Annotated in this window: 22 protein-coding genes and 6 tRNA genes; 5 read left to right on the top strand and 23 right to left on the bottom strand. The window is 69.9% G+C overall.

The features are described from left to right. Positions 1-98 precede the first annotated feature (98 nt). Positions 99-180 (bottom strand) — tRNA-Leu (locus KGD87_RS36455). A 105-nt stretch (positions 181-285) separates the two neighbouring features. Beyond that, positions 286-358: transfer RNA gene (locus KGD87_RS36450), tRNA-Lys, on the bottom strand. Positions 359-742: 384 nt separating this feature from the next. Here KGD87_RS36450 and bet point away from each other — a divergent pair. Then, complete coding sequence (bet, locus tag KGD87_RS36445) at positions 743-1879, top strand: phage recombination protein Bet (protein ID WP_284665483.1); 1137 nt, start codon at positions 743-745, stop codon at positions 1877-1879. Positions 1880-1966: 87 nt separating this feature from the next. On the opposite strand, the gene KGD87_RS36440 is transcribed toward bet, so the two are convergent. The 13 genes from KGD87_RS36440 to KGD87_RS36380 all read right to left on the bottom strand — a co-directional run bounded on the left by KGD87_RS36440 (position 1967) and on the right by KGD87_RS36380 (position 9570). Next, positions 1967-2040: transfer RNA gene (locus KGD87_RS36440), tRNA-Arg, on the bottom strand. Positions 2041-2063: 23 nt separating this feature from the next. Then, positions 2064-2137 (bottom strand) — tRNA-His (locus KGD87_RS36435). Between the two features lie 95 nt (positions 2138-2232). After that, positions 2233-2309, bottom strand: a tRNA-Arg gene (locus KGD87_RS36430). Between the two features lie 36 nt (positions 2310-2345). Beyond that, a tRNA-Pro gene (locus KGD87_RS36425) sits at positions 2346-2419 on the bottom strand. 76 nt (positions 2420-2495) lie between these two features. Next, the gene (gene rdgB / locus KGD87_RS36420) at positions 2496-3089 is read right to left on the bottom strand and encodes an RdgB/HAM1 family non-canonical purine NTP pyrophosphatase (protein WP_284665482.1); all 594 of its coding nucleotides are present in this window, start codon (positions 3087-3089) and stop codon (positions 2496-2498) included. Next, positions 3086-3799: a ribonuclease PH gene (rph, locus tag KGD87_RS36415; RefSeq protein WP_163783406.1), complete on the bottom strand. Its 714-nt coding sequence runs from the start codon at positions 3797-3799 to the stop codon at positions 3086-3088. Before rph ends, rdgB begins: the two co-directional genes overlap by 4 nt. 87 nt (positions 3800-3886) lie before the next feature. Then, positions 3887-4696 carry an N-acetylmuramoyl-L-alanine amidase family protein gene (locus KGD87_RS36410; RefSeq protein ID WP_284665481.1) on the bottom strand — a complete coding sequence of 270 codons (810 nt, stop codon included), beginning with the start codon at positions 4694-4696 and terminating at the stop codon, positions 3887-3889. A 50-nt stretch (positions 4697-4746) separates the two neighbouring features. Continuing rightward, on the bottom strand, positions 4747-5805 hold the full coding sequence (gene selD, locus KGD87_RS36405) for a selenide, water dikinase SelD (RefSeq protein ID WP_284665480.1): 1059 nt from the start codon (positions 5803-5805) through the stop codon (positions 4747-4749). Between the two features lie 64 nt (positions 5806-5869). Continuing rightward, a complete protein-coding gene (locus tag KGD87_RS36400) occupies positions 5870-6808 on the bottom strand; it encodes a DUF4388 domain-containing protein (RefSeq protein ID WP_163783409.1) in 939 nt (312 codons plus the stop codon). 5 nt (positions 6809-6813) lie between these two features. Next, positions 6814-7536, bottom strand: a complete 723-nt coding sequence (locus KGD87_RS36395) for a tetratricopeptide repeat protein (RefSeq protein ID WP_163783410.1) — start codon at positions 7534-7536, stop codon at positions 6814-6816. A gap of 39 nt (positions 7537-7575) precedes the next feature. Next, positions 7576-8280 (bottom strand): hypothetical protein, encoded by a 705-nt coding sequence (locus KGD87_RS36390; protein WP_284665479.1) that lies wholly within the window; start codon positions 8278-8280, stop codon positions 7576-7578. Then, on the bottom strand, positions 8277-9053 hold the full coding sequence (locus tag KGD87_RS36385) for an outer membrane protein assembly factor BamD (protein ID WP_284665478.1): 777 nt from the start codon (positions 9051-9053) through the stop codon (positions 8277-8279). Before KGD87_RS36385 ends, KGD87_RS36390 begins: the two co-directional genes overlap by 4 nt. A gap of 10 nt (positions 9054-9063) precedes the next feature. Continuing rightward, complete coding sequence (locus tag KGD87_RS36380; protein ID WP_284665477.1) at positions 9064-9570, bottom strand: regulatory protein RecX; 507 nt, start codon at positions 9568-9570, stop codon at positions 9064-9066. Positions 9571-9605: 35 nt separating this feature from the next. Between KGD87_RS36380 and KGD87_RS36375 the strand changes: the two genes are divergently transcribed. After that, positions 9606-10343, top strand: coding sequence for a hypothetical protein (locus tag KGD87_RS36375; protein WP_284665476.1), 738 nt, complete (start codon positions 9606-9608; stop codon positions 10341-10343). Between the two features lie 27 nt (positions 10344-10370). Here the strand turns inward: KGD87_RS36375 and KGD87_RS36370 are convergent, their stop codons facing one another. The 4 genes from KGD87_RS36370 to KGD87_RS36355 form a co-directional block, all read right to left on the bottom strand. Beyond that, complete coding sequence (locus KGD87_RS36370) at positions 10371-11786, bottom strand: type IV pilus twitching motility protein PilT (RefSeq protein WP_284665475.1); 1416 nt, start codon at positions 11784-11786, stop codon at positions 10371-10373. Between the two features lie 133 nt (positions 11787-11919). Further along, positions 11920-12321: a 30S ribosomal protein S9 gene (rpsI, locus tag KGD87_RS36365; RefSeq protein ID WP_140789134.1), complete on the bottom strand. Its 402-nt coding sequence runs from the start codon at positions 12319-12321 to the stop codon at positions 11920-11922. A gap of 14 nt (positions 12322-12335) precedes the next feature. Further along, complete coding sequence (rplM, locus tag KGD87_RS36360; RefSeq protein ID WP_284665474.1) at positions 12336-12782, bottom strand: 50S ribosomal protein L13; 447 nt, start codon at positions 12780-12782, stop codon at positions 12336-12338. Between the two features lie 180 nt (positions 12783-12962). Then, the gene (locus tag KGD87_RS36355; RefSeq protein ID WP_284665473.1) at positions 12963-15038 is read right to left on the bottom strand and encodes an ATP-dependent helicase; all 2076 of its coding nucleotides are present in this window, start codon (positions 15036-15038) and stop codon (positions 12963-12965) included. Between the two features lie 127 nt (positions 15039-15165). Here KGD87_RS36355 and KGD87_RS36350 point away from each other — a divergent pair, with 127 nt between their 5' ends. Next, a complete protein-coding gene (locus KGD87_RS36350) occupies positions 15166-15648 on the top strand; it encodes a hypothetical protein (RefSeq protein ID WP_284668739.1) in 483 nt (160 codons plus the stop codon). A 16-nt stretch (positions 15649-15664) separates the two neighbouring features. Beyond that, complete coding sequence (locus KGD87_RS36345) at positions 15665-16162, top strand: caib/baif family protein (protein ID WP_176411102.1); 498 nt, start codon at positions 15665-15667, stop codon at positions 16160-16162. A gap of 24 nt (positions 16163-16186) precedes the next feature. Here KGD87_RS36345 and KGD87_RS36340 read toward each other — a convergent pair whose 3' ends face one another. Both KGD87_RS36340 and KGD87_RS36335 read right to left on the bottom strand, forming a co-directional pair. Beyond that, positions 16187-17374 (bottom strand): class I SAM-dependent rRNA methyltransferase, encoded by a 1188-nt coding sequence (locus KGD87_RS36340; protein WP_284665472.1) that lies wholly within the window; start codon positions 17372-17374, stop codon positions 16187-16189. Between the two features lie 5 nt (positions 17375-17379). Further along, positions 17380-18582, bottom strand: coding sequence for a metallopeptidase family protein (locus tag KGD87_RS36335; RefSeq protein ID WP_284665471.1), 1203 nt, complete (start codon positions 18580-18582; stop codon positions 17380-17382). Positions 18583-18694: 112 nt separating this feature from the next. Here KGD87_RS36335 and KGD87_RS36330 point away from each other — a divergent pair, with 112 nt between their 5' ends. Beyond that, the gene (locus tag KGD87_RS36330; protein WP_284665470.1) at positions 18695-19276 is read left to right on the top strand and encodes a Maf family protein; all 582 of its coding nucleotides are present in this window, start codon (positions 18695-18697) and stop codon (positions 19274-19276) included. 50 nt (positions 19277-19326) lie between these two features. Here the strand turns inward: KGD87_RS36330 and KGD87_RS36325 are convergent, their stop codons facing one another. Further along, on the bottom strand, positions 19327-20289 hold the full coding sequence (locus tag KGD87_RS36325) for a hypothetical protein (protein ID WP_284665469.1): 963 nt from the start codon (positions 20287-20289) through the stop codon (positions 19327-19329). Between the two features lie 13 nt (positions 20290-20302). Then, a complete protein-coding gene (locus KGD87_RS36320) occupies positions 20303-21247 on the bottom strand; it encodes a zinc ribbon domain-containing protein (RefSeq protein ID WP_284665468.1) in 945 nt (314 codons plus the stop codon). Between the last annotated feature and the right edge of the window lie 72 nt (positions 21248-21319).

Genomic DNA, 21319 nt, shown 5'->3' with positions numbered 1-21319 from the left:
CGCTCGCCACCGCCGCCGGACAATCAGTCGTTTCGGGCGGTGCCGGAAAAGTGGGACGTGCGCCTTTAGGGGATAGGCACGAACGGGTCAACGCGAAATGGGCGAGGAGGGACTCGAACCCTCACACCTTGCGGTACCAGATCCTAAGTCTGGCGCGTCTACCAGTTTCGCCACCCGCCCGGGTTGCGTCGTCGTGCGCTGCACCGTCTTACCGTGAAACGTCCACGGGACGGCAGAGGGCCAGAAAAACAAAAAGGCCCCTCCATTTCTGGAGGGGCCTCGCAGTGAGAGCGGAGGGAATCGAACCCACAACCTATGGATTAAGAGTCCATTGCTCTGCCAATTGAGCTACGCTCCCGGCACTGCCCCGGTCCCCCGCCTGCGCTGCGCGACGTCCAGGTGGCGGCGGTAACTACAGAACGCCGCTGGCTGTGTCAAAACGTTTTTTCGCGCCCCCCTTCATTCCTGTCCGTGGCGATCTGTCTCCGGTGAGTTCTGGAGGCGGTGCTGGTCCGCATGCCCTTCAGCCGGGCCCAGCGCGCGACGCAGGCATGTGAAGCGAGCGCCCTGCACCGATGTTCAACATGGCCGTAGCACGTGTTCGTCCCCGCCTGGCGGGACGGCGGGCGTGTGACGGCCCGCGGTCAGTCACCTCAAGAGCACCGAGCACCCCGCGGCAACCATGCGGGCGGACGGAGGTCGTCCGCCCTTTTCGCGCAGGACGTAGCAGGAGAAGACAGAGATGGAAGCCAACCCCCAACAGAAGGCGGAAGGAACGGCGAGCGGCCACGGAGGCCAACACGCCGGGTGGACGCGGGAGCGCGTGGAGCTCGTGAAGCGGACCATCTGCCCTCGCGGCATCAGCGAGGACGAGTTCGCCCTCTTCATCGAGCAGTGCAAGCGCAGTGGCCTGGACCCGCTCCTCAAGGAGGCCTTCTGCGTGGCGCGCCGGCAGAACGCCGGCAACCGCGAGCGGCCCAACTGGGTGACGAAGTACGAGTTCCAGCCCTCCGAGGCCGGAATGCTCGCGCGCGCCGAGCGCTTCCCGGACTTCAAGGGCATCCAGGCGAGCGCGGTGTTCGCCGAGGACGACATCGTGGTGGACCAGGGCCGCGGCGAGGTGGTGCACCGCTTCAACCCCGCCAAGCGCAAGGGCGCGCTGGTGGGCGCCTGGTCGCGTGTGGTGCGCGAGGACAAGCTGCCGGTGGTGGTGTGGTTGGACTTCAGCGGCTACGTCCAGCAGACGCCGCTGTGGTCCAAGATTCCCACCACCATGATTGAGAAGTGCGCCCGCGTGGCCGCCCTGCGCAAGGCGTACCCGGAGGCCTTCGGTGGACTCTACGTGCGGGAAGAGATGCCCGCCGAGGACTACGAGTCGCACGCGGATGAGCACGGCAGCGGCCCCTATGAGGTGCTGGGCGCCAAACTCGGCCCCATCAAGGCGTCCTTCTCGCCGCTGCCATCCCAGGAGCCGCGCGCGTCCCAGTCCGCCGCGGCCCAGTTGGACATCGACGTGCCGCTCCAGCCCAAGCGTCCCCGCGAGTCCCCCCTGGAGGCGACGGCCCCCCCCGCGGCCCCCCAACCGGAGCCGGTGGCCAAGGCCCCACCCGCGGCCAGTCCGGAGCCCGCGCCACGCCCCAAGCCAAGCGCCGTGGTGGTGGCGTTCGGCCCCCACAAGGGGAAGACGGCCTCCGAGCTCTCCGACGACGAGCTGAGCGAGTCCATCGACCTGGCCAACGAGAAGTTGATGGAGCAGCCCCGGGCGCGCTGGGCCAAGGCCATGCGGGAGAACCTGCTGGCGCTGGAGGCGGAGACGGAGCTGCGCTGCCGGGTGCCAGCGACGAAGGGCGGCGGCAACGGCGTGGCCCATGATGCGTGAAGCGGAGCCGGGAACCGATAGGCTGTGAGGGGGCGCCCCCGCTGCGAAAGTGGCGGGGGCGTTCCTGCTTCAACCTGCTGGAAGGTGCGCGCTCGGAGGGACTTGAACCCCCAACCCCCGGGTTCGAAGCCCGGTGCTCTATCCAGTTGAGCTACGAACGCAAATTCGAGGGTGGGTCAAGAAGGGCGGCCAACCGGGATCGAACCGGTAACCTCCGGAGTCACAGTCCGGCGCTCTAACCAGTTGAGCTATGGCCGCCATACAGCTTTACCGCGAACGGCGTTTGAAGCGGCGGCTTCCCTACCTTGGAAACCAGGGCCCTGACAAGGCCCAAATGCGACTTACGGCCAGGTTGGCGCCCCAGGCAGGACTCGAACCTGCGACCCCCGGCTTAGAAGGCCGGTGCTCTATCCAGCTGAGCTACTGGAGCTGGCCGGGCCGCCTGCTTCCGATGCTGCACTTCAAATCGGGGCGAGAGGATTCGAACCTCCGACCCCCTGCGCCCAAGGCAGGTGCGCTACCAGGCTGCGCTACGCCCCGAGAAGTCCGGCATTGTTGAACCATCCCGAACGGACGCGCAAGGCCGACGTGACTGACGGCCTCGCATTCCGAACGGCTACAAGCCCAGCAGGTGGGGCTTCATCTTCTGGAAGGCTTTCCCCCGGTGGGAGATGGCCGACTTCTCCTCCGGCGTCAGCTCCGCCAGGGCCCGCTCTCCTCCCGGGAGGATGAAGACGGGGTCATAACCGAAGCCGTGGCTGCCCTTGGGGGCGTGGCCGATGCGGCCCGTGCACTGCCCCACCTCCACCTTCGCCTCTCCTCCTCCGGGCCTCACCAGCGCCAGCGCGCAGCGGAAGGACGCGGTGCGCTTTTCGTCGGGCACGCCAGCCAGTTCGGTCAACAGCTTCTCGTAGCGGGCCCGGTCATCCCCCGGGGCATACCGCGCGGACTGCACGCCAGGCCGGCCGCCCAATGCGTCCACGCACAGGCCGGAGTCATCCGCCAACGTGAGCATCCCCGTGGCGTCCGCGTAGGCACGGGCCTTCTTCACGGCGTTCTCCTCGAAAGTGGCGCCGTCCTCCACCGGCTCGGGCACGGGGGGCAGGTCCTCCAGGGACACCACCTCCACCGCGTCTCCGACGAGGCCGCGCAGTTCGCGCAGCTTGCCCTTGTTGGACGTGGCGAAGAGCAGCCGAGCCTTCACCGTCATCCGAGCACCTGCGCCTGCGCGGCCACCAACCGCTGGATGGCGGCCAGCCCCCCGTCCACCATGGCGTCCAGGGCCTTGCGGTCGAAGAGCTGGTGCTCGGCCGTGCCCTGCAGCTCCACCATGCGGCCGTCCGCGGTGGCCACCAGGTTCAGGTCCACGTCCGCGGTGGAGTCCTCGTCGTAGTCCAGGTCCACCCGGACCTCGCCCTTGACGATGCCCACGGACACGGCCGCCAGCGGCGTGAGCTTGGGCAGCTTGGAAATCGTTCCGGCCTTCTGTAGCGAGCGCAGCGCGAGCACCAGCGCGACGTAGGCCCCGGTGATGGAGGCGGTGCGGGTGCCGCCGTCCGCCTGGAGGACGTCACAGTCCAGCGTGAGGGTGCGGGTGCCCAGGGTGGACAGGTCCACCGCGGCGCGCAGGGAGCGGCCGATGAGCCGCTGGATTTCCATGGTGCGGCCCGTCTGCTTGCCCTTGGCGGACTCGCGCGGGTTCCGTGAGTGCGTGGCGCGCGGCAACATGCCGTACTCCGCCGTCACCCAGCCGGAGCCCTTGCCCATCAGGTGCGGCGGGACGCGCTCCTCCGTGGAGCAGGTGACGAGCACCTTGGTGTGGCCGAACTCCACCTGGACCGAGCCCTCCGCGTAGCGGGAGACACCGGGGGTGAGGACGACGGGGCGAAGGTCCAGCGCACCACGTTGGAAGGAACGCACAGCAGGCTCCTGGGAAATGAGGACGAGCGTCCCCTTCTCTACCAGAGCCACGCGGCACGGGTGTCGTTTGCCTTGGCGCCGGTGCACTCAGGGTGACACGGGGCCCGCCACCTCGGTCTCCCGGGCGGCATCCCTGCGCCGCGTCTGCTTGAGGAAGGCCAGCACGCCCTCGGCAATCGCCTCGGCCAGCTTCTCCTGGTACTCCGGCCGGCCCAGCCGGGGGCCCTCCTTGGGATGGGAGATGTAGCCCACCTCCACGAGGACGGCCGGGCACTCCACGCCGGAGAGGACGAAGAAGGGGGCCTGCTGCACGCCCCGGTTCACCGCGCGGGTGCGGTGCACGAGGCGCGGGTGGATGGCGTAGGCCAGGCGCGAGGAATCCGCGTGCGCCTCCGTGCGCGCCAGGTCCTGGAGGATGAAGGCCAGCGTGGAGTCCGTCCGCGCGGCGCGCGACATGGGCGCCTCCGCGTTCTCCCGGTCCGCCACGGCGAGCGCGGCGTCACCGGAGGCGCTGGCGGACAGGAAGTACGTCTCCACGCCCTCGGTGCGCGCGCGCATCCGCCGGGTGGGCATGGAGTTGGCGTGGATGGAGATGAAGAGGTCGGGCGCGTGGTCATTGGTCCACGCCACGCGCTCCGTCAGCGACACCAGCGTGTCGCGCTCGCGCGTCAGGAACACGTCCCCCCCCGCGGCCTCGAGCTTGTCCCGGAGGCGGAGCGAAACCTGGAGCGCGACGTCCTTCTCCCGCAGCTTGCCGGGGCCCTTGGCGCCTTCCTTCGCGCCACCGTGGCCCGGGTCGATGATGATGCGCGCGGGACGCTCCGCCGCCCCGGCGATGACGGGGACCAGCCAGAGCAACGACAGGAGGCCGAGGAGAGGGCGGCGCGGCGACGACATGCTGGGGCCCCATGCTAGCGGAGCCCGGCCGCCAGCGCGAAATCCGGGCCTCAGCCCACCACGTCGATGCCGGGCTTCCCCGCCTGGACTTCACCAATCAGCGCCGCGTCCACGCCGGCCGCCTCCAGCGCCTTGAGCGCCTTGAGCGCCTGACGTGCGGGGACGCTGGCCAGGAGGCCGCCGTTGGTCTGCGCGTCCGCGAGCACCCACTGGATGCACTCCGGCAGCCCTTCGGGGAAGCGGACCTTCTTGTGGACGTGGGCGAGGTTCGACTTCGTACCGCCGGGCACCACGCCGGCCTCCGCCAGCGCGGGCACTTCCGCGATGAGGGGGATTCGCTCCAGGTCCAGCGTGGCGCGCGCCTTCGCCGCGGTCATCATCTCCAGCAGGTGCCCCAGCAGGCCGTAGCCCGTCACGTCCGTGAGGGCGTTCACCTTGAACTTCCCGGAGGCGAACACCTCACCCGCGGCGCGGTTGAGCGTCGTCATCACGCCCAGCGCCCGCTTCGCCAGCTGCTTGGAGGCCACGCCCCGCTTGATGGCGGTGGTGGCGATGCCCGAGCCCAGGGGCTTGGTGAGGAAGAGCACGTCCCCCGGCTTCGCGCCCGCGTTGGTGAGCACCTTCTTCGGGTGCACCACGCCGGTGACGGCCATGCCGAACTTCGGCTCGGGGTCCCGGATGCTGTGGCCTCCCAGGATGGGGATGCCGGCCTCGTCCGCCTTGGACTGGCCGCCCGCCAGGATTTTCGACAGCACCTTCAGCGGCAGCTCGTCCGGGAAGCACACCAGGTTGAGCGCGAAGAGGGGCCGCGCGCCCATGGCGTAGATGTCCGACAGCGCGTTGGCCGCGGCGATGGCCCCGAACTGGAACGGGTCGTCCACCACCGGTGGGAAGAAGTCCACCGTCTCCACCACGGCCATGCCGGGCGCCAGCCGGTACACGGCCGCGTCGTCGTTGGTGGAGAACCCCACCAGCGCCTGGGGCCCCTTCGAGGACTTCAGCCCTCCCAGCACCTGCGCCAGGTCCGAGGCCCGCAGCTTCGCCGCGCAGCCCGCGCAGTGGCTCAGCTCGGTGAGGCGCTTCACCTTGTTCGTCTTCTTCTCCGCCATGCCCGCTCCCCCGCGCCTCGCCGTCCCGGCACGGGCCCTGGAAAGGGCCCGGCCCGTTCACCGCTCAGGCCGCTCGGATGTAGTCCCGCTTGAGCAGCTGCACCACGGCCTCGGCGGTGACGACGTCGTCCGCGTCCGCGTGGTCCATCACCGCGTTCAGGGTGCCGTAGTTGTGCACCAGCTGCAGCACGTCCAGCAGCTCCGGCGCCAGCTCCTTGAGCGGCGGCGTCAGCGGCGAGGCCAGCGCCAGCGCGGCGTCCGCCGTCGGGAGGCTCGGCTGCAGGCGCTTGATTTCGTCCAGCTGGCGGAGCGCGTCCATGAGGAGCGCCTCGGTGGACGAGTCCAGCTCCACCATGAACTCCTGGTTGTCCGCCGGGCGCAGCTCGAAGTCGCCCTCTTCCCAGGTGATGATGCGGTTGAAGCTCTTCTGCGGACCCAGGTTGTGATGCTCACCGATGACGGCGTAGTACACGCGGCCCTGGCGCAGGTAGATGCGCCCTTCCTGGTCGCTGCGCTGCACCACCAGCACGCCGTTCTTCTTGGACGTGTGGAACAGCTGGAGCAGGTCCGGGAGGGGAATCTCTTCAATCTTCCCCGTCATGGAGCTGGACTTGTTGGTCGTCCTCGCGGCCTGGGCCGCGGCGGCCTCCTCCAGCTTCAGCCGGGCGGTGCCCTCGTCCACGCTGGCGCCTTCCGCGCCCTGGTGCACGAGCTTGAGGATGGACGTGCCAATGAGGATGCGGTCGCCTTCCTTCAGGCGCGACTGCTTCACCTTCTCACCGTTGACGAAGGTGCCGTTGGTGGAGCCCAGGTCCTCGATGGTGATGCTCCCATCGGAGAAGCTGATGCGCGCGTGCTTGCGGGAGACCATGTCCTCCACGAGCACCATGTCCAGCTCACTGGAGCGGCCGATGACGATCTGCTTGTCCGCCTTCAGCGGGAATTCGCCGCCCTGGTACTTCCCTGAGATGAACTTGAGGGCGTAGGTCTTTTGGGTGTCCATGGTCGTCAGCCAGCCTGCTCCGCCTTGCCGGGGTCCTTCACCAGGTTGAGGTACATCTGCGCGCTCTTGTTACCGGGGCTGCGCACCAGCACGTCCTCCCAGACCTGCACCGCCTCCGCCCGCCGCCCGGCCGAGTACAGCGCGACTCCATACTGGATGTGTCCCGGAATGAAAGCCGGGTTCTGGGCGATGACCTGCTCGTATTCGACGAGGGCCGCCGCGTTGTCCCCGGCGTCGCGCAGGGCGTTGCCCAGCTTGAGGCGGATGTCCACGAACTGAGGACACAGCGCGAGCGCGCGCCGGTACTCCTCAATGGCCTTGGCCCACACGCCGCTGGAGGCGAAGACGTCGCCAATCTCGCCGTACATGTTGGCGATCTTCTTCTCCACGTAGGGGTCCAGCTCGTCCGGGCCGGATTTCTGCTGGGAGAGGGCGGCCTGGTAGACCTCCTTCGCCTCGGCGTACTTCCCCATGTCGTTGTAGATGACGGCCAGGTTGAGCGCCGCCTCGGTATAGGCGGGGTTGAGCTGCAGCGCGGATTCGAACGCGCGCTGCGCCCGGGCGAACTGCCCCTGGTCGTGGTAGATGATGCCGAGCATGTTGAATACGTCCGCGAACGTCGGATTCTGCTCGACGATCTTCGCGAGGTATTGCTCGGCTTGCGCGTACTGCTTCTTCTCGAAGTAGCCGCGCCCGAGGGTCAGTAGCTGCTTGAGGGGCTCGTCCATGAATCGGCCCGCCAGGGCCCTGCCTCCGAGACGGCTAGCCTACATGAGGCTGGGAGAAAACAAGAATTCATCACCACTGAGCGACAACGAGAGTTGCCGCTGGCCCCGGGTGTCCACCGGCCGCGCCGGCAGCGCCCCCTGAAGGCGCCAATGCTCCGTCACCACCGCGTCGTCCCGCTCCAGCCGGACGTACCACGCTTCCACCTGGTAACCCCGCGCCCGGACCTGGCGCAACTGCTCCCACTCCGGCCCGCCCACTCCGGGCGTGCCCGGCCCCGCCAGCCGCCCCAGGGACTCCGCGTCCGCCGCCTGGAGCGCCCTGCGGCGGGACTCCAGTGCCGTCACCACCGCCTGGAGCCGGGGCGCTGGCGTCGTCTCCGGCACCCAGGACCCGTTTCGCACCACGAAGGGTACCCGCTCCACGCCCGCCGTGCCCACCCGGGTGTCGCCCAGGGCGCCCTCGAAGTCGAGCGTGGCCTGCGCCTCCGCCCGCTGACCTCCGGGTGCCACGTTGACGGTGATGCGGGCGAAGCGGTGCTGCCGGGACTTCAGCGGCCCCGGCGCGCCGGGCACGGGCAGCGACAGGCCGCTAGACTCCGTTTCCTTGAGCGCGGTGATGATTTCCAGCTCGGGGCCCGCCGCGGCGCCCAGGACGCGTGGAACGAACAGGGCCAGGGTGGCGCCCAGCGCCAGGATGACGATGAGGCCGCCACCCAGGCGGCTCCAGTCCTGGGTCGTCCTCACGAGCCCAGCATGCGTTGGGCGCGCTCCGCGGCGGGCGTGCCGGGCAGGCGACGCAGCACCTGGCGCAGCGTGTCCTGCGCCTTCTGCGGGTCATTCAGCTTCACGTACGCGTCGTGCAGGTCGAAGAGCGCCTCCTCCTCGTACTCCGTGCCCGGGTAGCGGCGCAGCAGCCCTTCCAGGCGTTGGGCCACGGCCTTCCAGCGCTCACGCTTCTGGTAGAACTGGGCCGCGTACAGCTCGTGCAACGCGAGCCGGCGCTGGGCGTCCTCCCGGTGCGTCTTCGCCTCCGCCACGTACTGAGACTGGGGGTACTGGCGAAGGAACCCCTCCATGGCCACCAGCGCGGAGCGGATTTCGCCCTGGTCCTTCTCGTGGGACGGCGGCAGGGCGAAGAACTCGGAGGGGTAGGCCTGCACGTGCGTCATCGCGGAGCGGAAGGCGGCGTAGTCCACCTTGGCGTGCGTGGGGTGGAGCTTGATGAAGGCCTGGTACTGCTCCTTGGCCTCGGGGAGCGCCTCGCGCTCGAAGTCCACGTCGGCCAGCTTCAGCTCGGCCTCGCGGGCGGCCTCCTGGTACGGGAACTTCGTCCGGACGTACTCGAAGTACTTCTGGGCGCGGAAGAAGTCCTTGTTCTCCAGGGCCTCGGAGCCGAGCCGCAGGTTTTCGTCGGCGACGGCGGCATAGTCAGGCTCACCGGCCTGGCCCTGCGTGAGGGACGCACACCCGGTACCGAACAGCAGGAAGGCGGACAGAAAGGCGACGGCGGAACGCATCCCCACCACGCTATTCCTCCGGCCCCGAGGGGTCCAGTGAAGCTTCTCCGAGCAACCGGTAGATGACGTCCTCCGAGAAGCCCCGGCTGTCCAGGAGCCGTCCTGCGCGGGCCCGCTCCCTGGCCTCCAGCGGGCGGCCGAGCAGCCCCCGCTTCTCCAGCACCGCGCGGGCCGTGGCCAGCGCGTCGAAGGACACCGCGTCGCTCGCCTCGGAGAGGGCCTGCTGGGCCGTCCCCTCCGCCAGCCCGTGCGCCCGCAGCCGGTGGGCCACCGCCTCCGGCCCCAGCCGGCCCCGACCCAGGAGCAGGGTGGCCCGCTCGCGCGCGAAGCGCTCGTCGTCCAGGTAGCCCCAGGCCTTCACGCGGGCGAGCGCGGCCTCGCACACCGCTTCGGTGAAGCCCTTCCGGGCCAGGGCCTGCTCCAGCTCGCGGCGGCTGCGCGCGCGCATGGACAGGAGCTTCAGGCACGCGTCCGTGGCACGGCGAACAGCGTCGGGCCCTTCGTCCTCCGGAGGCATGGCGGGATACCTAGCATGTGGTAACAGGCCCGGCCATGCACCCCGTACTCGCCCGCTTCCTCGCCGCCGACGCCGCTCGGGAGACGCTCCTCAAGCAGCAGTCGGGCGGAGACCTCTCCGCGGAAGAGCAGGCCTTCACCGACGCCGCCTCCGCGAACCCGAAGCACAAGTCCGTGCTGCTGGGTGTGGGAGGCCGAACCCTGTCCACCGATGCCCAGGCCTCGCTCGTGCTGCTGGCGGCCCACGCCGCGGTCCGCGCGCTGGACCAGGACGCCACCCTGGCCGAGCCCACGAAGAAGGCGCGCGAGGCCCTGACCGAGGAAGGCGCCAGCCCAGAGGAGACGGACGCGTTCCTGGCCTCCGTCCTCCTGGAGGAGGCCTTCGGCTACGAGCAGGACGTGGACGCGTTCGACAGCGAGTACGTGAAGGAGGCGCTGGGCGAGGTGCCCGCGCTGGCCGCGCTCACCAAGGAGGCGGTGGACGCGCTCTTCCTCACGTTCGTGAAGGCCGCGGCCAACGACGCGGAGCGGAAGGTGCGTGAGAGCATGGCCCGCGCCCTCTTCGACATCGCGTGGTCGGAAGGGCCCGCGCCCATCAACCCCGAGCACATGGAGGCCGTGCTCGACGCGGAGGTGGTGGACCGGCCCGAGGAGGAGCAGGAGGCCAAGGTGCAGGCCACCGCGCAGCTGCTCCAGGCGCTGTCCAAGGAGGGCCTCGTCGGCCCCATCCGCCTGTCCAGGCTGCGCGCGCTGCTGGGTGAGGACGACGCGTAGCAGCCACTGTCGGGAACAGCGGCTCCGTCAGAAGCGCTCGATCTGGAAGTCGTCGTCCCCGCCCGCCGCGGCGGGTGCCGGGGCCGGAGCGGGCGCTGGCGGGCGCGCGGCGGGCGGCGCCACGGGACGCCCCACCGGCGCGCCTGCCGGAGCCCCCGGACGCGTGGCCTGCGGCGGCGGAGCGCCCGGACGCATCTGCTGGGGCGCCGGAGCCGCCGGACGCATGGGCTGCGCCATGGGCGCCGGAGCGGGCGCGGCCTGCGGCGCTGGCACCCCCGTGGGCGCCCCCTTCTGCGCGAAGGCGGACGAGCCGGGGATGGGCCGCGACTCGCCGGGCTTCGAATCGAAGTTGTCCCACTTCGAGTCGGACGTGCCGCTGATGCCGGAGAAGCGCAGCGCGAAGTCGTCCGGGTTGGTGGCCTGCCGGTGGGCCTCCTCGTAGGTGACGAGCCCCTGCCGCACCAGGCTCATCAGCGACTGGTCGAAGGTCTGCATCCCGTACGTGTCCGTGCCCTGGGCAATGGCGTCGTGGATCTCCTTCGTGCGGTCCTTGTCTTCAATCATCTCGCGGACACGGGCCGTGACACGCAGCACCTCCACGGCGGCCACGCGGCCCTTGCCGTCCGCGCGCGGCACCAGCCGCTGGGACACCACGCCCTTGAGCACGCTGGCCAGCTGGAGGCGCACCTGCTTCTGCTGGTGCGGCGGGAAGGCGGAGACGATGCGGTTGATGGTCTCCGTCGCGTCCAGCGTGTGCAGCGTGGACATCACCAGGTGGCCCGTCTCCGCGGCGTGGAGCGCCGTTTCGATGGTTTCGTGGTCCCGCATTTCGCCCACGAGGATGACGTCCGGGTCCTGCCGCAGCGCGCTCTTGAGCGCCTGCGCGAAGCTCATCGTGTCCACGCCCACCTCGCGCTGGTTCACGATGGAGCGCTTGTCGCGAATGAGGAACTCGATGGGGTCCTCAATCGTCATGATGTGGCTGGTCTCGTTGGCGTTGATGTAATCAATCATCGCCGCCAGCGTGGTGGACTTGCCGGAGCCCGTCGTGCCCGTCACCAGCACCAGCCCGCGCTCCTCGCCGCAAATCTTGGCGAGAATCTGGGGCAGCAACAGGTCTTGAATCGTCATCACCTTGAAGGGGATGACACGCAGCACGGCGCCCACGGTGCCACGCTGCTGGAAGACGTTCACGCGGAAGCGCCCGAGCCCCGGCACGCCGTAGGCCAGGTCCACCTCGTTGCTCCCCTTGAACTTCTCCTTCTGGAACTCGTTCATGATGCCGAAGGCCATGCGCGCCACCTCCTCGGGAGGGAGGCGGCGGCCGTCCTTCAGCGGAACCAGCGAGCCGTCCACGCGGAACATGGGCGGCAGGCCTGCCTTGAGATGAATGTCGGAGGCACCGCCGCGCAGGGCGATCTGGAGGATCTCGTTGAGTTCCATGAGCGGAGCGGATGCTACCAGACGCTCGCGCACGCATGCGATGGGGCGTGATGGACCCCGAAAACACAACGGCGGAGGCCCCCGAATGAGGACCCCCGCCGCGTGAGGACAACCCAGCTGCCGAGCGAGTGGCTTAGCGCTTGGAGAACTGGAACCGGCGACGCGCGCCCGGCTGGCCGTACTTCTTGCGCTCGACCGCGCGAGCATCGCGGGTGAGGAAGCCGGCCTTCTTCAGCGCCGGACGGAACTCCGGGTTGAAGGAGCACAGCGCGCGGGCGATGCCGTGACGGATGGCGCCGGCCTGGCCGGAGAGACCGCCACCCTTGACGTTGACCGTGACGTCAACCTTGCCCTTCTGCTCGAGGATCTCGAGGGGCTGGTTGAGGACCATCTTGGACGTCTCGCGGCCGAAGTACTCGTTCAGCTCGCGGCCGTTGATGGTGACGAGGCCAGTGCCAGGACGAATCCAGACGCGGGCGGTGGCCTCCTTGCGGCGGCCGGTGGCGTAGAAACCGAGCTCTTGGTGGATGGGCATGGACGTTATCTCCCTTACGCCTCGACCTCGAACGCGGCAGGCTTCTGGGCCGCGTGCGGGTGCGTGTCACCTGCGTAGACCTTCAGCTTCGTCATCATCTGGCGACCCAGCGCGTTGCGCGGAAGCATGCGCCGCACGGCGTTGATGATGATGTCCTCGGGGTGACGCTGGCGGAGCTTCTCCAGGTTGGTGATCTTCAGGGCGCCCGGGAAACCCGCACGCGGGTGCCGGTAGTACATCTTGTCCTGCTCCTTCGTACCCGTCACCTTCACCATTTCGGCGTTGATGACGACCACGTGGTCGCCCGTGTCCATGGACGGCGTGTAGATGGCCTTGTGCTTGCCCTTCAGCAGGGTGGCAATCTGGCTCGCCGCGCGGCCCAGCACCTTGTCGGACACGTCAATGACGTGCCACTGGCGCTTGATGTCCCCAGCCTTCGCGCTGTAGGTCTTCTGCGACATTTCGTGCACTCCAGACTTCTCGCGGCCGCCGTGTGCATTCCAGGGACCGCTGCTCGTGCTTAGTCAACCGCGGGTCGACCGTGAAAACTTCACGGAGGCCCGGAAAGGCCGACCGTCCTAGTGGGTGTGGCGGATCAAGTCAAGGTCGCACCGCACCGGACGTCTGGATTCCCTGCCCACCTACCTGGCCGCTCCCCCGGACGGCCCGGCGCCGCCTGGAGGGACCCCTGGAATCGCGGGCTTCTTGAAGCGCTCCTTCAGGTTGGCGAAGAAGTTCTTCTCCTCCGTGGTGGGAGGCCCCTGACGCGGCGCGTCCATCTCCACCGTCTCAGTCACCTCCGGCGGCAGGTCCTCCAGGAAGCGCGAGGGCGTGCGGGGCACCTCCTTGCCGCGCTTCACGCGGGTGGCCGCCCGGGTGAGGTAGAGCACCTCCTTGGCGCGGGTGATGCCCACGTAGCAGAGGCGCCGCTCCTCCTCGAGGTTCTGCGCCTCGCCCTGCATGCCCCCATGGGGCATCAGGTCCTCCTCCATGCCAATGAAGAAGACGAGCCGGTACTCCAGGCCCTTGGAGGCGTGCACCGTCATCAGGGTGACGCGGCGGTTGCCGCCCGGCACCTCCTCTTCCTCCTGCCGGGTGTCCAGGCTCAGGCGGTTGAGGTACGTGGGCAGGCTGGCCTTGGGGCCCTCGCGCTTCTCGAAGTTCTCCAGCGAGTTGAGCACGCCGTCCACGCCCTTGAGCTTCTTGTCCGCGGCGGTGGCGCTGGTGGCATGGGCGCGGGTGGCCTCGCGGAAGCCAATCTCCTCCAGCAGCTTGCGCGTCACGTTGGCCAGCTGGCCGTGCTCATACGCGGCGCGGTAGCGCTCCACCAGGTCCACGAAGTCCGCCACCCGGGCCCCGGCCCCCGGTGGCAGGTCCTCATAGTCGGTGGCCTTCTTCATCACCGTCCACAGCGTGACACCCTCGCCCCGCGCGTGGACGTTCAGGCGCTCCATCGTCACGTCGCCAATGCCGCGCGAGGGCACGTTGACGATGCGCAAGAGCGAGATTTCGTCCAGCTTGTTCACGATGACCTTGAAGTACGCGATGACGTCCTTCACCTCGCGCCGGTCGAAGAACTCGCTGCCGCCCACCACCTCGTAGCCGATGTTCTTCTCCCGCAGCGTCTCTTCGATGGGGCGGGACTGGCCGTTGGTCCGGTAGAGCACGGCGATGTCGTCCGCGGAGACGCCCAGGGCCATGTGCTTCTGGATTTCGTGCGCGACGAAGCGGGCCTCCTCTTCGTCATTGGGGCACGTCACCACCTTCACCTTCGCGCCCCCCTTGCGGTCGGTCCACATCTGCTTGGCCTTGCGCTCGGGATTCTTCGCGATGACGGCGTTGGCCGCGTCCAGCACCGTCTGGACGGAGCGGTAGTTCTGCTCCAGCCGGACCTCCTTCCCTCCCGGGAAGAGGCGGTCGAAGTCGAGGATGTTGCGCACCTCCGCGCCGCGCCACGAATAGATGCACTGGTCGTCGTCACCCACCGCGCACACGTTGCGGGAGCGGCCCGCGAGCAGCTTCAAGAGCTCCAGCTGCGCGGTGTTCGTGTCCTGGAACTCGTCCACCAGCAGGTAGCGGAAGCGCCGGGTGTACTTCTCGTAGAGGTCCGGGTGCTCACGCAGCAGGCGCGCGGGCAGCAGCAGCAGGTCGTCGAAGTCCACGGAGCCCTGGGCCTTCAGCGACAGCTGATAGTCCGGGTACACCATGTGGGTGATGAGGTCGTAGTCATCCCCAATTCCCTCCGGCTTGGGCTCCGGCGCCTTGCCGGAGTTCTTCGCCTTGGAGATGAGGTTGAGCACCTTGCGCGCATCGAACGACCGGTCGTCGATTTTGTGCTCACGCATGGCGCGCCGGATGTTGGCCAGCTGGTCACCCATGTCGGCGATGGCGAACTTCCGGGGCCACCCCAGCCGGTGGATGTCCTCGCGGAGCATCTCCGCGCCAAAGGCGTGGAAGGTGCACACCAGCACGCCCTGCGCCCGAGGCCCCGCCATGTGGACCAGGCGCTCCTTCATCTCCGTGGCGGCCTTGTTGGTGAAGGTCACCGCCAGGATGTTGCGGGCCATGATGAGGCCCGGCCGCTCGTTGAGCAGGTGGACGATGCGGTGGGTGATGACGCGAGTCTTGCCGCTGCCAGCGCCTGCCAGCACGAGGAGCGGTCCCTCGAGGGTGACCACGGCCTCGCGCTGCGGAGGATTGAGCTTCGAGAGGTCCATTGCGCGCGGGGCGGGGATACCCTTTGATTCGTTCGTGCGCGACTCTTTTCTCCCCAGGCGCTCTGGCGCTTTTCTCGCATTCGTCCTGGGCACGGGATGCCTCGGCGAGTCCGGCGCGCCCCCGGAGGTGACGCCCGTGGTGCCGGCGGCGAGCGCGCCCTGCGTGTACTTCAAGCAACTGGCGCCCTTCCTTCCAGAACGGCTGGACGGCTTCACGGTGGCGCACACCCAGGGCTCCACCGGAAAGTACGGCGAGGTGTCCGTCTCCGAGGCCGAGCGGCGCTACACCCGAGGTGAGGGGCGCGAGGTGAAGGTGCGCATCGTGGACACCACCATGGGCGAGCGCATTGGCAAGGCCATCCAGGAGGCCGCCGACCGCTCCCGGGGCAAGCCGGCCAGTGACCCGTCCGCGCCCATCCACCTGGACGACGCCGTGGGCTTCGTGCGGTACGACGCGGAGGAGTCCGTGGCCGAAGCGAACCTCCTTGTGGGGGGGCGCTACGTGGTTGCCGTCACCAGCCGGGGATTTCCGGGTACGGTGGAGGTGCGCCGGGTGGCGCGCGGCATCGACCTCGCGGGACTGGCTCGCCTGAGGCCCGGTCCGAACTGATGAAGGAGTGTCCCAGGTGGTGAAGGACAAAGGAACGCGGCCCGAGAAGGCGGACCTGGTCGCGCAGGAGAAGGCGGCGCGGGAGCTGGTGTCCACCCTGGGCAAGCGGGAGTTCCTGGAGCAGTTCCAGAAGCTGGCCAAGAGCTTCGCGTCCGACCCGGGCAACCCCGGCTCCTACGCGTGTGAGGGCTGTCAGCGCTGCGCCAACTGCATGTTCTGCAAGGACTGCGACAGCTGCTTCACGTGCACGCACTGCACGCGGTGCGAGCTGTGCAACAACTGCTCGCACTGCGTGGACTGCAAGAGCTGCAACGCCTGCGCGTACTGCGTCCAGAGCGAGAACTGCTCCACCAGCGCGTACCTGGTGCTGAGCCGCAACCTGCAGGACTGCAACTACTGCTTCGGCTGCGTGGGCCTGGCGAAGAAGGACTTCCACATCCTCAACGTCCCCTTCCCCCGGACGGAGTACTTCAAGGTCGTGGGCCGGCTGCGCAAGGAGCTGGGGATTCCGTAGGCCCCAGCCCCGCCCCTTGCCTCGTCAGAGGGCGCGCACGTAGAGGGCCTTCAGGTACTCCGTCTCCGGCAGCCCGGCCAGCACCGGGTGGTCCAGCCCCGCGCCCCGCCGCTCCAGAATCTGCACCGGCCGCTTCGCATCCGCGGCGGCCGCCAGCACCATCTCCTCGAAGGCGGCGCGGTCCAGCTTGCCGGAGCAGGAGCAGGTGACGAGCAGCCCGTCCGGCTTGAGGCAGCGCAAGGCGCGCAGGTTCAGCTCATGGTAGGCGCGCAGCGCGGTGGCCAGGCCCTCGCGGCGCTTGGCCAGCCCGGGAGGGTCCAACACCACGGTGTCGAAGCGGCGCCCGCTGGTGTCGAAGCGTCGCAGCACGTCGAAGGCGTTGGCGTTCTCCACGGTGACGTTGGCGCGGCCGTTGGCCTCGGCGTTGGCCTTGGCGCGCGCGGCGGCCTTCTCGTCCTGCTCCACCGCCAGCACGGACGTGCAGGTGCGTGCCAGCGAGAGCGCGAAGCCGCCGTGGTAGCTGAAGAGGTCCAGCCCATCGCCGCGCGCCAGCTCCCCGGCCCGCAGGTGGTTGTCCACCTGGTCCAGGAAGGCGCCCGTCTTCATGTCGCCCTGGAGGTCGACCTCGAAGCGGTTCTCCCCCTCGTGGTAGGTGAAGCGCGCGGCGCCCTCGCCGTGCAGCAGGCGCGCCTCGCGCGGCAGGCCCTCGAAGTCACGGCCGGAGGCGTCATCCCGGCACATGACGTGGGTGGCGCCGGTGAGCTCCACCAGCATCTTCGCCAGCGCCTCCTTGCGCGCGTCCATGCCTTCGGAGAGCGTCTGGAGCGTGAGGCCCTTTCCGTAGCGGTCCACGAAGAGGCCCGGGAGCTGGTCCGCCTCGCCGTGCACCAGCCGCAGCCCGTCACGGCCGGACAGGAACGCCCGGCGCGCCAGGGCGGCCTCCAGGCGGCGGCGGAAGAAGGCGTCGTCCACCGGCTCCTCGGCGGGGCTCTTGCGCGTCAGCAGGCGCAGCGCCAGGGGCGAGCGGCGGGCGTAGAGGGCCTGGCCAATGGGGTTGCCCTGGGAGTCCACCACCAGCACCACGGCGCCGGGGCCCTTCACGTCGGGCGGGGCGGCGATTTCGGTGCGGTACACCCAGGGATTGAAGTGCCGCAGCGAGCGCGCCCCCTTGGGGCTGACACGCGCGACGGGCAGGGCTGCATGGGGGGGCATCAGGCTCACTCCAGGCCGCGAGCGGCCAGTTCTTCGTCGTCCTCGCCGCGAAGGTGCCCGATTTCGTGCAGCAACGTCACGCGGATCTGCTCGCGAAGCTCCTCGGGCGTCCGGACGGCGCGCGCCAGGTTGCGGCGGTAGAGCACCACGGAGCGGCACGGCACCTCGGAGCCGTCACAGGGCTCGCCCAGCGGCGGGCCCCGGAAGAGGCCCAGAATCGTGGGCGACAGCGGCGGCTGGTTGGCCAGCAGGTCCGCGTCCGCGGGCAGCTCCTCCGCCGTGACGGGCACGCCGTCCAAGTCCCCTCGCATGTCCCTGGGCAGCTCGGCGACGGCCTTCACCACCTGGGCGCGGAAGTCCTCCTCCGCGGGCAGCGGCGGCTCGGGGAAGTCGTCCGGCGCCAGCGTGCGCGCCTGGTCGAAGTGGCCCTGCGCCTGCTTCCACTTGCCCTCTCGCTCCAGCAGGAGCCCCAGGTGGTGGTGGGCATGCGCGGCCCGCTCCGGGTCGTCCACGAGGCTGGTGAAGGCGGTGCGGGCCTCCCGGAAGCGGCACAGCTCGAAGAGGGCCAGGGCGCGCTCGTAGAGGGCCTCGCGGCTGCCGGGGTTGCGCGCCAGGACGATGGCCGAGTGCGCCAGCGAGGACTCCGCCTGCCCCAAATCATTGAAGGCCATGGCGGCCACCAGCGCGAGGTGCGGAATCAGCTCCGGGGGCGTGTTGGGCTGGGACAGGCCGCGCTCGGCGTAGAGCGCGCCCAGTTCGTCCCGCTCCCGCGTGGAGGACAGCTGCACGGCGTACAGGTGCGCCGAGCCCAGGAGCGCGGACGGGTCCCCCGGGTCGATGGCGAGCGCCCGCGCGTAGGCGAGCTGCGCCTCCGCCTCGCGGCCCAGGGCGGCCAGCGCCACGCCGCGCTCCGCGTGGGCGGCGGCCAGGTCCGGCTCCAGCGCGGCGGCCTGGGCGGCGCAGGACAGTGATTCCTCGAAGCGGCCGTCCTCGAAGTAGCGACGCGACGCGTCCAACGGGGCCGCGCCGTCCGAGCGGCACACGGCCAGCGGCTGCATCCGGTGGGTGGCGTCCTCGGGGGGCGGCGCGGGGCGCACGCTGGCGGTGGGCGCGGCCGGGCAGGACGCGTCCGGCGCTTCGGAGGCCGGAGGGCCGCGCTTGCAGGCAGCGATGAGGAGACAGAAGGCGAGCAGACCGCGCCGCGACATGGGCCGCCAGGGTACGGCATCACCCCGTGGCCGGGAAGCCGAGACGTGCACGCTCGCCTGCTGATGCGACTGGACCCCCACCCGCCCCACACTGCACTAGGTTGCCCGTCCCATGAGCGAATTGATTCTGGCCTCCACGTCGAGCGCCCGGCGGGCCCTGCTGGATGGACTGAGGCTTCCCTACCGCGCCGAGGCCCCCGGCGTGGACGAGGTGGTGGCCCCCCACCTGTCGGTGACGGAGGCCGTGCGGGAGCTCGCGTCGCGCAAGGCCCGCGCGGTGCGGCAGCGGCACCCGGAGGCCTGGGTGCTGGGCGCGGACCAGCTCGTCGAGGTGGCGGGCGAAGTCCTCTCCAAGCCCGTGGACCGGAGCGCGGCTCGGGAGCAACTGCGCAAGCTGGTGGGCACCACCCACGCCATCCACACCGGGGTGTGCCTGGTGGGGCCCGGCGGTGAGGCGCACGAAGCCGTGGAGACGGCGCGGCTGACCTTCTACGCGGTGAAGGACGAGGAGCTGGAGCGCTACCTCGACCTGAACGAATGGGAGGGCTGCTGCGGCAGCTACCGCGTGGAGGAGGCAGGACAGGCCCTGTTGGAGCGGCTCGACGGCGACCGCGCCAACGTGCAGGGCCTGCCCATGGTGACGGTGGTGCGGCTGCTGCGACAGGCGGGCTTCCGCTTCTTCGAGCGCCGCTGACGCCGGACGACAGGCCGCTTCGTCGCGCTCGGGGCCCGCGCGCCGCGCTGTCACGCGTCGGAGGACAGCTCCGCGAGAATCTCCGCATAGGCGGCGCGCGCCTTGTCGGCCTGGTCCGCCTTGAAGCTCACCGCGGCCACCACCGAGTGCCCGCCTCCGCCGTAGCGCCCGGCGATGGCGGACAAGTCGTGCCGCCGCAGCTCCGGCTTCCACGGGTTGGAGCCGATGGACACCTTGGCCCGCGAGGCCCCCTTCCCCACCCACAGCGTGTAGCGCGCGTCCGGGTAGAGGGCGTAGGCGATGAACTTGTTGAGGCTGTCCACGCCTTCATCCACGAGGTCGAAGAAGACGACGCCGCGCTCGTAGCGCGCCTGGGCACGCACCAACTCGATGTTCGCCTGGTGACGCGCCAGCAGCGGCGCCAGCGGCGTGGCGATGAGCGGCGAGGCGGCGATGTCCGCCAGCGACTCGGACTGCATGCGGCGGATGACCTCGGGGATGAGGCCCGGGTCCTTGTTGGCCTCCAGCACCGTCATGATGCGCAGCGCCGGCTCCTCCAGCGCCACCGCCATTTGCGGCGAGGGGAACTGGGCCCCGTCGATGATTTCCGCCCAGTGGATGAGGTCCGACAGGGGCGACGCATCCCAGCCGAAGCGCTCCCGGGCCACGTCCGCCAGGTACTTCGTGCAGCTCTTGCAATGCGCGTCGTGGAACTTGCGCCCGCTGGTGTCCGCGCGGAAGTGCGCCTCGTCTCCCGGCTGCTGGAAGGCGGAGGCGTGGTGGTCGAACCACCACGTGAGCCGCGCGTCCTGGCTGTAGCGGAAGTCGACGATGACGTTCTCCTCGCCGGTGAACACCGCCGGGTCGATGCCCTCGGCGCCCGGCTTGTGGTTCAGACCGAGGTACCGGAAGGCCGCGTCCGGCCGGACGCGCTCCCGATAGAAGCGGGAGAACACGGCCGCGCTCGCGGCGCCGTCGAAGCAGCTGTCGTGAAAGAGGACCTGGACGTTCATGGCGACGAGCCCCTTACTGCAACGCGAGTCCCGCGCCCACCGTCGTGAAGGCCACCTCGTCCGCGCCGCCACTCGCCTGGGCGGCCACCACCGCCAGCCCCACGAGCCGCCCGTCCGCCAGCACCCCGCACGCCAGCGTGCCCTCCGCGCCCCCCGGCGTGCGCAGCGGATGCACGGTGGCCTTGCTCCCCAACGCCGGAGGCGCGGGCAGTGACAGCGCCTGTCCCAACGTGCCGCCCAGCGCCTGGAGCAGTCCCTTGCACCCCACGGCCGCCGCCTTGCCCGTCCCGCGCTCCACCCAGAGCAGGCCGTAGCGCCCCCGCGCCGCGTCGCCGAAGCCCACGCCGCCGCCCTGCAGGGTGGACGCGGGCAGCACCAGGTGCGGCGCGAGCTGCTCGCGCGTCAGCTGCCCCCACCCCGCCGGCAGCTCCAGCCGATACCCCAGCTCGCTGCCCACCAGGGACTGCCGCACGCCCGCGTCCGACAGCCCCGAAATGGGAAGCGCCAGCAACCCCGCGGAGGCGACCGCCGCCCCCAGTCCCAACCCCAGGCCCAGGTAGCGCCGCATGGGCCCCGGCTCGCCCACCACCATCACCAGCGCGAGCACCCCGAGGATGAAGTAGGCCACGTGGACCGGAGCCAGGGGTGCCTCGCGCGCCAGCCAGCCCGTGGCCAGCAGTTGCAGCACCAGGCCCACCTGCGCCACCCCCTTCGCGGGGCCCCGGTTGAGCACCAGCACCAGCGCGAGCACCGCGTCCAGGCACACCAGGCCGTACGTCCACGCTGGGTCCTCCAGCGAGCCCAACAGGCCCGCGGCGCGGACGAACCAGGCCGCGGCGCTCGCCAGCAACACCCCCGCCGCCGGACCCGGATGGGCGGACACCGCGCTGGTGACGAGGTCCCCGCCGAACACCGTGGCGTCGTCGTCCGCCTCCACCAGGGGCCGGTCCAACCGCATCCGGCCGACCTTCTTGTGGGACTGGAGATGGTCGAACGGCTCCCCGCACGAGGGGCACGCACTGGCACCGCG

This window comes from Myxococcus sp. SDU36 (assembly GCF_030168875.1).
Lineage (GTDB): Bacteria > Myxococcota > Myxococcia > Myxococcales > Myxococcaceae > Myxococcus > Myxococcus vastator.
This window is presented reverse-complemented; position numbering and strand designations above follow the sequence as displayed.

Coding starts and splice junctions, on each gene's coding strand:
- bet (WP_284665483.1), top strand. CDS start 743: ATGGAAGCCAACCCCCAACAGAAGGCGGAAGGAACGGCGAGCGGCCAC.
- rdgB (WP_284665482.1), bottom strand. CDS start 3,089: ATGACGGTGAAGGCTCGGCTGCTCTTCGCCACGTCCAACAAGGGCAAG.
- KGD87_RS36410 (WP_284665481.1), bottom strand. CDS start 4,696: ATGTCGTCGCCGCGCCGCCCTCTCCTCGGCCTCCTGTCGTTGCTCTGG.
- selD (WP_284665480.1), bottom strand. CDS start 5,805: ATGGCGGAGAAGAAGACGAACAAGGTGAAGCGCCTCACCGAGCTGAGC.
- KGD87_RS36400 (WP_163783409.1), bottom strand. CDS start 6,808: ATGGACACCCAAAAGACCTACGCCCTCAAGTTCATCTCAGGGAAGTAC.
- KGD87_RS36395 (WP_163783410.1), bottom strand. CDS start 7,536: ATGGACGAGCCCCTCAAGCAGCTACTGACCCTCGGGCGCGGCTACTTC.
- KGD87_RS36385 (WP_284665478.1), bottom strand. CDS start 9,053: ATGCGTTCCGCCGTCGCCTTTCTGTCCGCCTTCCTGCTGTTCGGTACC.
- KGD87_RS36380 (WP_284665477.1), bottom strand. CDS start 9,570: ATGCCTCCGGAGGACGAAGGGCCCGACGCTGTTCGCCGTGCCACGGAC.
- KGD87_RS36375 (WP_284665476.1), top strand. CDS start 9,606: ATGCACCCCGTACTCGCCCGCTTCCTCGCCGCCGACGCCGCTCGGGAG.
- KGD87_RS36370 (WP_284665475.1), bottom strand. CDS start 11,786: ATGGAACTCAACGAGATCCTCCAGATCGCCCTGCGCGGCGGTGCCTCC.
- rpsI (WP_140789134.1), bottom strand. CDS start 12,321: ATGCCCATCCACCAAGAGCTCGGTTTCTACGCCACCGGCCGCCGCAAG.
- rplM (WP_284665474.1), bottom strand. CDS start 12,782: ATGTCGCAGAAGACCTACAGCGCGAAGGCTGGGGACATCAAGCGCCAG.
- KGD87_RS36355 (WP_284665473.1), bottom strand. CDS start 15,038: ATGGACCTCTCGAAGCTCAATCCTCCGCAGCGCGAGGCCGTGGTCACC.
- KGD87_RS36340 (WP_284665472.1), bottom strand. CDS start 17,374: ATGCCCCCCCATGCAGCCCTGCCCGTCGCGCGTGTCAGCCCCAAGGGG.
- KGD87_RS36335 (WP_284665471.1), bottom strand. CDS start 18,582: ATGTCGCGGCGCGGTCTGCTCGCCTTCTGTCTCCTCATCGCTGCCTGC.
- KGD87_RS36330 (WP_284665470.1), top strand. CDS start 18,695: ATGAGCGAATTGATTCTGGCCTCCACGTCGAGCGCCCGGCGGGCCCTG.
- KGD87_RS36325 (WP_284665469.1), bottom strand. CDS start 20,289: ATGAACGTCCAGGTCCTCTTTCACGACAGCTGCTTCGACGGCGCCGCG.
- KGD87_RS36320 (WP_284665468.1), bottom strand. CDS start 21,247: ATGCGGTTGGACCGGCCCCTGGTGGAGGCGGACGACGACGCCACGGTG.